This is a genomic window from Elusimicrobiota bacterium, from assembly GCA_026388075.1.
In the GTDB taxonomy this organism is placed as follows: domain Bacteria; phylum Elusimicrobiota; class Endomicrobiia; order Endomicrobiales; family JAPLKN01; genus JAPLKN01.
Genome location: JAPLKN010000102.1, coordinates 1 through 8,788, shown reverse-complemented (window position 1 = coordinate 8,788; position 8,788 = coordinate 1). Strand labels below are relative to the sequence as shown.

Sequence of the window (8,788 nt, the reverse complement as noted above, 5' to 3'; positions counted from 1 at the left end):
GTGATACTGGGTCATATGCAACTCCTTTCGTCCTGTATAATATACAGGAATCAAGTGTTGCATTGGTAACTTGAGCTTACCCTGTCCCTGCTTTTTCAGCAGAAACGTAAAGCCGTCCCCGAAAGAGTTTGAGCTGATGGCAATAGGGGAAAGATGACTAGCGGCCATTACCAATGCGGCCTCGGCTCATAGAGCCTATGGCTCGAGAGGTTTGGTAATGGCGGCGGGGCTTTAGCTCCCCCGCATAGTTTTACAAAGTAAAACTGGGGGAGGGAAAAGGGTTCGTTTAAATTCTTGAGGAAAAAATTATGAAAATCAAAATGAAGGTTCTATTTTTACTAATCTTGGGATTTATTTTTTTAGATACTGGCAAAGCATATTGTATGAATGCAAAAGTGAATGAACTGGAATACTACATAGTCATCAGCCCAAATAAAGAGGAACATTCAACAACGAAATCTGAACCAGGGTATTGGGCAAATCCAGTTGAAGATTATTGTTTTTTAGGCAAGATCTGGATAGATAGCAATTTAAATATCAATTACAAATTTTTGAATTTCACAAAAGATAACAAGAATGAAGAAGAAGTTCGAAAAACGATCGATTATCTCAAGGGTATTATAGAAAAAACGAATAAAAAGACATCATTTGAAACAGAAAACAAAAAGATTTTTCCCAAAAACAAAGAAACTTTGGACCAATATCTTAAAGAAGTCTTTGAATACGCGGATATTGATAAGTTTAAAGATAATAAATTAGGTGAAAAATATTTTAAAAAAGGGCAAAAATATTTTTCGATAAAGGAAATCGAAGACAAAATAATTTATAGTAGAATATATAGATAGAAGTTAGAGACTTTGCCCCGGGGCCTAGTTTTTCTTGAAAACTACCGGGGAGCCTGACACGGATTCTAGTCCCCTGCGTCTAGTTTTTCATTAGTCCCCATGTCTAGTTTTCGACTTTGAAAACTATGGGGAAGGAAACTGCAGGGGTAGAATCAAGCGGGGGGTGGAGAGGCTTTAGGGGGCGACTGCCTTAAGGTTCTAAATCGGAGCGCCCATGTCTTGATTTACAGTATAAATCAGTGGGTGGCGCGGGGGAGGAGATTGAAAAGGATGGGATTCTAAAAATGCTTATTAAGGGATTAAAACCAGTAGTTAGTAAATCGACTGAGGTCATGGTTTTGGGTACAATCCCAGGGAACCTTTCTTTAGAAAAAAAACAATATTATGCCTATGAAAAAAATCATTTTTGGAGAATATTATTCAGTGCAATTAAAGAAAGCGATCCCAAAATATATGATAAGAGAATTAAAGCATTGCTGAGAAATAGGATAGGTATATGGAATGTCTTTGAGTCATGTTATAGAGAAGGCAGTTGTGATCGCAGAATCAAAAAACCAAAAATTAATGAGCTCAATCAATTTTTTCACTTCTATCCTAAGATAAAAAAAATACTGTTAAATGGAAGGATGGCGTATGATCGATTTAAAACCTATTATGATGAAAGTCTAAATATTTGTTATGAATATTTGCCTTCCACAAGCTCTAGGAATACTCAAAAGATTAGTTATATAACAAACAAATGGTATAAAGCATTTAGGACTCCTAAAATTATTTGTTGAATAACTCTAGCAAAGAGGTTACATTATACCATGAATAAATTGGATTTAGAGAAACTAAATATTGTAATGCAATCGATATGGTTATTTGTGTTGTCTTTTCAAAATAATCTTAAATAAGTATAATAAAAAAATGAAACTTAAAGAATTTAAACAGAAATTTAGTATTTTAAAGAAAAGAGGATACGTTCCTTCGAGAAGAAAAGGTCCAACTGGTATTGGCTATACTCTTGAAATCCAATTGGGATTGAAGGAAAATAACATAGCTCTCCCAGATATCAAGGAAGCAGAGCTTAAAGCGCATAGATCTAATGCAACGAATCTGATAACGCTTTTTACATTTAATAATAAGGTTTGGAAAATGCCTCCATTGGAGGCAATAAAGAAATACGGAAGTTATGATAAGAATAAAAGAAAAGGGCTTTATTATACTATGTCTTTAAAACCAAATAGTGCCGGATTGTTTCTTAATGTAACGGATAAAGATATTTCTGTGCGACACATTTCTGGCAACGTTGTAGCTATTTGGAAATTAGACGAACTTGCTAAAAGGTTTAGCCAAAAAATACCTGCTATGATTTTAGTCTCAGCTTTTAGTGAAGAAAGAGATGGCAAGGAATATTTTCATTTTCACAGAGCGCAATTATTGAAAGGAACATCACTTGAAATTCTAGGGAATCAATTTAAAGCAGAAAATATTCTAGTAGATTTGAGGTTACATGACAAAGGAACAATGGCAAGAAATCACGGAACAGGATTTAGAACTTACGAAAATAAATTACCTCACCTATTCAAAAATATAAAGGATTTATAACTTCTTCAGTAATATAATACTTTCCTTCTGCATTGTAAAACCAGTTTTTCCAACTTCATTTGTAGGGCTATTTTTTAGAGGCATCCTTTTATTCGGTATATTGCGGTACAAGATTCCTTGAGAAACAAAGCCTATTTTCTCAGCGAATTCACATACAATGGAATCTGTTTTAAGTGTCAACTCTTTTACCGTGCGATTTCCTACAATAAGGCAGAAATATTTTTGATTTTTTAGTATTTTATGTGCTTGTTTTAAGGATTTATTTAAATCTATATAAAAACTCAATACATCTTTAGCTCTATTAATATCTTTATTTGAAATTGTTTCTATACTAGTTTTAAGGGTTTCAGATTCATTTAGAATGGGGTCATTTAGGCTGACATTATTTTTACCACCCAGAAGTATCTTATCAATGTCAATGGTATCAGACGGTAATAAATCTAACCATTGAGCAGATAACCTTGAAAACTGCCCATAAGCTACGGTAGTCCTGCTGTCTCCGTATGGGGGAGAAGTAATAATAAAATCTATAGAGTTATAAGGAATACCATTGTTTTTTGTTGCATCTCCTTCGATAATACGAACATTTGAAATATTGGAAACGTCTTTAAAATACTCTTTCATACCCAAAATATTTTTCTCACATATCTTTATAAATTCCCCAATCACTTCTGGATTAAATTTGTCAGTTAATTTATCAGGGGAACGGAATAATTTAAACTCACCGTGTCTGGTAAATGAGACTATTCTAACAAGTTCACTAAAACAAACATAAAAGAAATTTCTTGAATGTTCATCATTAAGATTTCTTATAGCATATTTAAGTCTAGACAGTTCTTTTATTACTTTTTTGCTAAACCAAAATTCAATATTCTTAAAAGAAGGCGGTTCAATTTGATTTTTTTTATTAAAATCATTAATTACTTGTTTTAAATTTGCCGTTAATCGTTCGGGCTCTATTGGCGTAGTTTTAACTTTAGCAATCAATACTGCAAGAGGATTTAGTTCTATACCAATGGAATTCCGATTTAATAATGAACTTTCTATTAGGGTTGTCCCTGAACCACAGAAAATATCACATACGATGTCACCTTCATTTGAGAATGCTAGGATTAGCTTTCTAGCGACTTGCGGAATAAACATTGCTGGGTAGGGATGAAAGCCATGCGAGTAAGTCTTAGTTTGATATGTTTTAAAATCCCATTCTTCAACCCATTGTCTTGGAGTTATTTCGTTAGCATAATGTTCTTTGTGATTAAAAGGGGAGTCTGATGTAATTTGTTTTTCTAAAGTATTTATCTTGTAATCTATCGCATTATTAATTAATAAATTGTTATCAAATAAATAAGGAGTTTCACTTTCCTTGATTTTAAATTTACTTGGATTTTGTGGGGCATTAATATATATGCTCTTTTTAAGATATTTTTCTAATATGTCTTTATGAAAACGTCGTTGCCCTCCTGGGGTCCTTGTTGGATTTATAAGGCCTTTTTCTTCCATTCGGTAAATGGTTTTAGTGCTAACGCCTAAAAATATGGCTGCTTGTTTCGTATTCAACATTTCTTTTTCATCAAATCGACTTTTTTGCATATTCATACCTCTAGAAGCATTGTACAACATTGGACATTACTAGTCAATCGTGCCATATTATTAAGTTTTTTATGAATATTTAAGGAATAAAATTACTTGAACAATCTCTCCTTATTTTGTTAACTATACACAAAGAGTTGGCTTAACCGAAGAAGAAATCCTTCGGCATAGTTCGACTGCGCTCACCACAAATCGCTCAGGACAAGTAAAAATAGTTGAAGAACAGTGACGACAGTAATGAGTGATGAGATGTTAGTAATGAGAAAGGACAAAACTAGGAGAACCTAAATGCAGACAGGAACTATTTGGATAATCGCAGGGTATTCAATTATTGCAGGAGGGTTGTTTCTAGGTAGTCTGATAGTTCATTATGGGAATAGAATAAATCAGCAAATATCTGAACAGAATATTCTAGACAAACAAAAAAATTCTGAAAATATAATTACTAATCAAATTAAAGAGTTAAAGAACGAAGTAGTAAAGCTACAGAAAGTTAATGAAAAGGAATTAAGCTCTCAGTTCTCTGGGGGATATCAATTATTTGGAGTTATAAATAAGCAAATTATTCCCTCTGCAAAGCCCTCAACAGAAGCAATAAAGATTTCTTGGTCAAATGCTAGAATATTAAATATTACGAATGATTTTATAGATATAGTGCTTCCAGATGCAGTATTCCCCGGAAACAATATCTTAAATAATATCGCGATTAGAGTAAAGAATGAAGAAGGCTTTGTGTCTCAAGGTACTATTGTGGTCAGCGGCTGGGCTTCTTTTGTGAAAATATTGAAGTCAGACAAGGGCAAGATAATTGCAGTTGTAGGTTATAGAAAAATAGAGAATCTAAAGAAATAGTATCCGTGCCAGGCTTCTCTAACTTCGGATTCAATTTACAACCGGAATGCCTATGCAAAACAAGAATCAAAACAATGAATATGAAGAATTGGATCAGTATGATTATCTCACGGATGAGTATTTTGATAAAGTCCAAGATAGGTATAGTATTTCAATAGGGAAATTCTTAATAAACTTTAGCCTATTAGAACATGAACTCAATTTGGCAATTGCTGAAATATTACATCAGGGCAGCCATGAGAGTGGTTACGTGGTTATTGAAAAACTTTCTACTTATGACAAAATTGATTTATTCTACAAAATGTATGCTAGGTTAGAATCAGTTAGTGATAAGAAGCATAAATGTCTTTTAAATAATATTACTGAAGGACTAAAGAGCATAAATACATTTCGCAATACCATTATACATGCTAATTGGCAATCTTTGTCAAAAGAAGGTTATGTCAGAAGTAAAATTGTAGTTGATAGCCAAGAGGGATATGTGAAATTTAAAAAAGTAATAGTTACTCCAAAGATAATACGTCAGAAAATAAATGAGATTAGAAAGTTAATTAATAAAATAGATGAATATAACGAGAAAGCATTTGATTTTTAATGAATGTCGAATCCGTGTCAGGCCCGAAAAAGCAGTTAAAAAGTGTATAAGTTATAAGGTTGTTGTGGATCCCGGATGTTATGCGACATCGCAGCGGTAAGCGCGGCGAACATAAATGGCGGGTGATAGTCAAATGAAAGATCTTTCGGAGATGGTCTTTATTGCCGAGATCGTGATGCAGGCGAAGATTGCGAAACGGGCTGCTGAGCGTCTGCAGGTCACCACTGATCACTTCAACGAGATTGAAGTTTGGGGGGCAATCCAATCAATTCTCATAGCCGCCGGAAATGTCTCCAAGATTCTCTGGCCATCGCGGAAGTCGTCTGTAGCGCGAGGTAAGGCATTACGAATGTTGCTCAATGTCGATAACCGCAACCTGCTTTCCGATCGTAAGTTCCGAAATCATTTTGAGCACTACGATGAGCGAATCGAAGACTGGTTTGAGGAAAATCGTTCTGCGGTTTATATGGACCCAAGTATCGATTCATTCAAATCGATCTGGGGAAGCAATCCTGCCAACTGTCATAGGACCTATAACCCATTGACGCAGACTTTGACATTTCGCGGCGAATCGGTGGATTTGGCGGCGCTGCTGAATGTGCTTGAGGAGATTCGATATAAGTGTCGTTACCTCGCACTGCCGTGAAGTCCGAGTCCGTGTCCCCACCGTTGCGGGGCTATTGACAACAGAATAATAAAGCAATAAACTATTTACAGTTGCAGGAAGCCAGGAAGGGGGAAGTATGGTTTTCCTTAAGCAGCTTTTGACAAGCCGATAATTGCACCAAGCGACCAGTAAGGTTGTTTGGTGTTTTTAATTTGGAGAGGAAAATGAAAAGATTAATTCAGGCAGAATTTAACGGGAGTTACGTGAAATGTTAAAGAGAGTTTCATTGCTTATATTAGGAATCTTACTGTCATCGAATACATACGCTATGACAGACGCAGAGTTGGCTGCAGAGGAACAAAAATATTTGCAGCAAATAGATCAGATAGCCGAAGAAAAAAGGCAATTATTAAAACAAATGGAAGAAATCGAGAAAGTAAGAAAAGCCGGCATTTCTTTGCCTGCTCCGGAGATAAAAAAAGAAATAGTGCCGGTCAAGGAAACGATTTATGTAAAAGAGATCATAGTTGAGGGCGTTTCGGTCTTTAGTGTCAGAAAAATCAGATCTATCGTGTCGAAATACTCAAATAGAGAGCTTTCTAAAATTGATATAGGAAATATTCAAACGAAGCTTCAGAATTTATATATGAACAAAGGCTATACGGCAGCGCGGGTATATATAGATATTAATACTTTGCCGCAAGGTATCCTAAAATTCGTAGTACTTGAGGGAGTAATAGAAAAAATACGTTTTTCAGATAAACAGGATCCTTTGCCGATATTTATGGCGTTCCCGTTTTTAGAGGGCAATGTTTTTAACATTCGTAATATTGAACAAGGGCTGGAGCAGATGAATAAAATAAAATCTAATGATGTGGTTATGAATATAGTGCCGGGAGAAAAAGAGGGCGAGACTATAGTAGAGCTTAAAAATAAGCCGAGCCGAAGAACAAGATTAAATATCGGCGTCGATAATGCAGGGTCAGAGACGACCAAAGAGTATAGAAATACTACCGGGCTGGAAATTGATAATTTCTTCAGGCTTAACGATAATTTGACTTTGAATTACGTTCGGGGATTGAATGACAAGGAAGACGAATTTTATTCGAATACTTATTCTGCGATCATGAGCATCCCGTTCGGGTATTGGACATTTAGCGCCAATTATTCAAAATCCTTTTATTTAACGACTGTGCCGGGATTATTCGGAAATATCCAGTCAAAAGCCGATTCATACACGCAAGGTTTAAGCGTCGATAAAATGCTTTTTAGAGGACAACGATACAGGTTCAGCTCGGGCGTAAAAATAAGCAGAAAAGAAGTGAATAGTTTTTTGATTCAAGGTATAATTTCTCAAAAATTGCCGTCGAGTATGCAAATAGCCCCTGCGGAGCTTTATATTATGGACACACATTATTTAGAGAACGGCTCATTAATGATCCGGTTGAATTATATTCGCGGGCTTGATGCGTTCGGGGCACAAAAAGATCCGCAAGACATAAAAATAGGAGATCCTAAAGCTCAATACGAGGCTTTGGGCGCCCTTGGTTATTTTTATTCAATATTCAATGTTCCGGGCGTAAATTTTCCATTGACGTATATGGCAAATTTTCGGGCGCAGTATTCCTGGTACGATTTGTTAGGTTCCGAGCAGTTTGGCACGAGCGTCAGGGGGTTTAAAGACGGCGGAGTAAGCGGCGAAAGCGGTTTTAGTATAAGCAACGATATAACGACTCCGCTTGAAAATTGTTTTTCATTTTTTGACGATAAAAACGTTACGAAAGCCTTAAAGTATTTTTCTATCGGAGTATTTTACGATGTCGGCATGATCAGGCCCAACACTTACGGAAGCGTTCAAACTATGTCGTCGTGGGGGCCTACAATAAGCGGAAACTATTTGAAGTATATCAATTTCAATCTTTCACTGGCTAATATAATTGCTGTTCCCGATTATTTTTATGGTGAAAAAAGCTCTGTGAGCTTTAGCGTTAACACGAATATTCCGTTATTTTAAGGTAAATGAAAAATGAAATATAAATTGACAATATTTTGTGTTTGCGCCGCCTTGATCGGATTTGGCGGTTTTATCGCGTTAAATCATTTTAATATTCTTAATAGAACCGGTGTGGTAACGGAACAATATAGCGACGGAACAATAAAAAGCAAAACAACTTATTTTGGCGGACGAAAAATAAATGTAAAACTATATAAAAACGGACGCCTGCAAAAAGAAGAATTTTTTGAAAACGATAAACTAGTCAGGGAGTGCTGGTATTATGAGAACGGGATTATTGAGACTGATAAGCGATATAGAGGCGGCGTGATCAAAAGCACAACTTATAACGATATAAACAACATAAGAAATAATTGGACCTTGTATAAAAATGGCAAAATAGAAAAGAAAAGATGGTATTTTAAGAACGGGCAAATGGAGTATGAGAAATCATTTAAAAACGGGGAATTAACGCAAGAAAGCGGCTTTTATGAAAACGGGGATCTGCATTGGGTAATAGGATATAATACAAAAGAAAATATCTTATTTAAGAAAATGTATGACCGCGGCTATATTCTTGATGCTCATATAAGTTACGAAAACGGCAAAGAAGAAATAATTTATATCAAACCGGATTTATTAAATAAAGAGAAATTTTTAAGCGAAAAGGGTTCTGACCGCAATCAAAATAAAGAAATAGTAGAAAGCATGTTCAA

At 35.3% G+C, this 8,788-nt stretch carries 9 protein-coding genes; 8 read left to right on the top strand and 1 reads right to left on the bottom strand.

Features of this window, described 5'->3' with window-relative positions; genetic code table 11:
* Positions 1–308: 308 nt before the first annotated feature.
* The 3 genes from NT145_05410 (at position 309) to NT145_05400 (ending at position 2,435) form a co-directional block, all read left to right on the top strand.
* The gene (locus NT145_05410) at positions 309–845 is read left to right on the top strand and encodes a hypothetical protein (GenBank protein ID MCX5782122.1); all 537 of its coding nucleotides are present in this window, start codon (positions 309–311) and stop codon (positions 843–845) included.
* A 284-nt stretch (positions 846–1,129) separates the two neighbouring features.
* Positions 1,130–1,624 carry a DNA-deoxyinosine glycosylase gene (locus tag NT145_05405; GenBank protein ID MCX5782121.1) on the top strand — a complete coding sequence of 165 codons (495 nt, stop codon included), beginning with the start codon at positions 1,130–1,132 and terminating at the stop codon, positions 1,622–1,624.
* Between the two features lie 130 nt (positions 1,625–1,754).
* Positions 1,755–2,435, top strand: a complete 681-nt coding sequence (locus tag NT145_05400; GenBank protein ID MCX5782120.1) for an MvaI/BcnI family restriction endonuclease — start codon at positions 1,755–1,757, stop codon at positions 2,433–2,435.
* On the opposite strand, the gene NT145_05395 is transcribed toward NT145_05400, so the two are convergent.
* Positions 2,430–4,055 (bottom strand): DNA methyltransferase, encoded by a 1,626-nt coding sequence (locus tag NT145_05395; GenBank protein MCX5782119.1) that lies wholly within the window; start codon positions 4,053–4,055, stop codon positions 2,430–2,432. The two genes, NT145_05400 and NT145_05395, sit on opposite strands and share 6 nt — an antisense overlap.
* Positions 4,056–4,313: 258 nt before the next feature.
* On the opposite strand from NT145_05395, the gene NT145_05390 reads away from it, so the two are divergent.
* The 5 genes from NT145_05390 to NT145_05370 all read left to right on the top strand — a co-directional run.
* Positions 4,314–4,877 carry a hypothetical protein gene (locus NT145_05390; protein ID MCX5782118.1) on the top strand — a complete coding sequence of 188 codons (564 nt, stop codon included), beginning with the start codon at positions 4,314–4,316 and terminating at the stop codon, positions 4,875–4,877.
* Positions 4,878–4,929: 52 nt separating this feature from the next.
* Entirely contained in the window at positions 4,930–5,472 is a 543-nt protein-coding gene (locus tag NT145_05385) for a hypothetical protein (protein MCX5782117.1), read from the top strand.
* A 115-nt stretch (positions 5,473–5,587) separates the two neighbouring features.
* Positions 5,588–6,118, top strand: coding sequence for a hypothetical protein (locus NT145_05380; protein ID MCX5782116.1), 531 nt, complete (start codon positions 5,588–5,590; stop codon positions 6,116–6,118).
* 229 nt (positions 6,119–6,347) lie between these two features.
* On the top strand, positions 6,348–8,093 hold the full coding sequence (locus NT145_05375) for a ShlB/FhaC/HecB family hemolysin secretion/activation protein (protein MCX5782115.1): 1,746 nt from the start codon (positions 6,348–6,350) through the stop codon (positions 8,091–8,093).
* A 12-nt stretch (positions 8,094–8,105) separates the two neighbouring features.
* Positions 8,106–8,788, top strand: a 683-nt coding sequence (locus tag NT145_05370) for a hypothetical protein (protein MCX5782114.1), incomplete at its 3' end; no start/stop codon positions are given.

Excerpts from the sequence above, each read along its gene's own strand:
- NT145_05410 (MCX5782122.1), top strand. The coding sequence starts at position 309 with ATGAAAATCAAAATGAAGGTTCTATTTTTACTAATCTTGGGATTTATT.
- NT145_05405 (MCX5782121.1), top strand. The coding sequence starts at position 1,130 with ATGCTTATTAAGGGATTAAAACCAGTAGTTAGTAAATCGACTGAGGTC.
- NT145_05400 (MCX5782120.1), top strand. The coding sequence starts at position 1,755 with ATGAAACTTAAAGAATTTAAACAGAAATTTAGTATTTTAAAGAAAAGA.
- NT145_05395 (MCX5782119.1), bottom strand. The coding sequence starts at position 4,055 with ATGTTGTACAATGCTTCTAGAGGTATGAATATGCAAAAAAGTCGATTT.
- NT145_05390 (MCX5782118.1), top strand. The coding sequence starts at position 4,314 with ATGCAGACAGGAACTATTTGGATAATCGCAGGGTATTCAATTATTGCA.
- NT145_05385 (MCX5782117.1), top strand. The coding sequence starts at position 4,930 with ATGCAAAACAAGAATCAAAACAATGAATATGAAGAATTGGATCAGTAT.
- NT145_05380 (MCX5782116.1), top strand. The coding sequence starts at position 5,588 with ATGGCGGGTGATAGTCAAATGAAAGATCTTTCGGAGATGGTCTTTATT.
- NT145_05375 (MCX5782115.1), top strand. The coding sequence starts at position 6,348 with ATGTTAAAGAGAGTTTCATTGCTTATATTAGGAATCTTACTGTCATCG.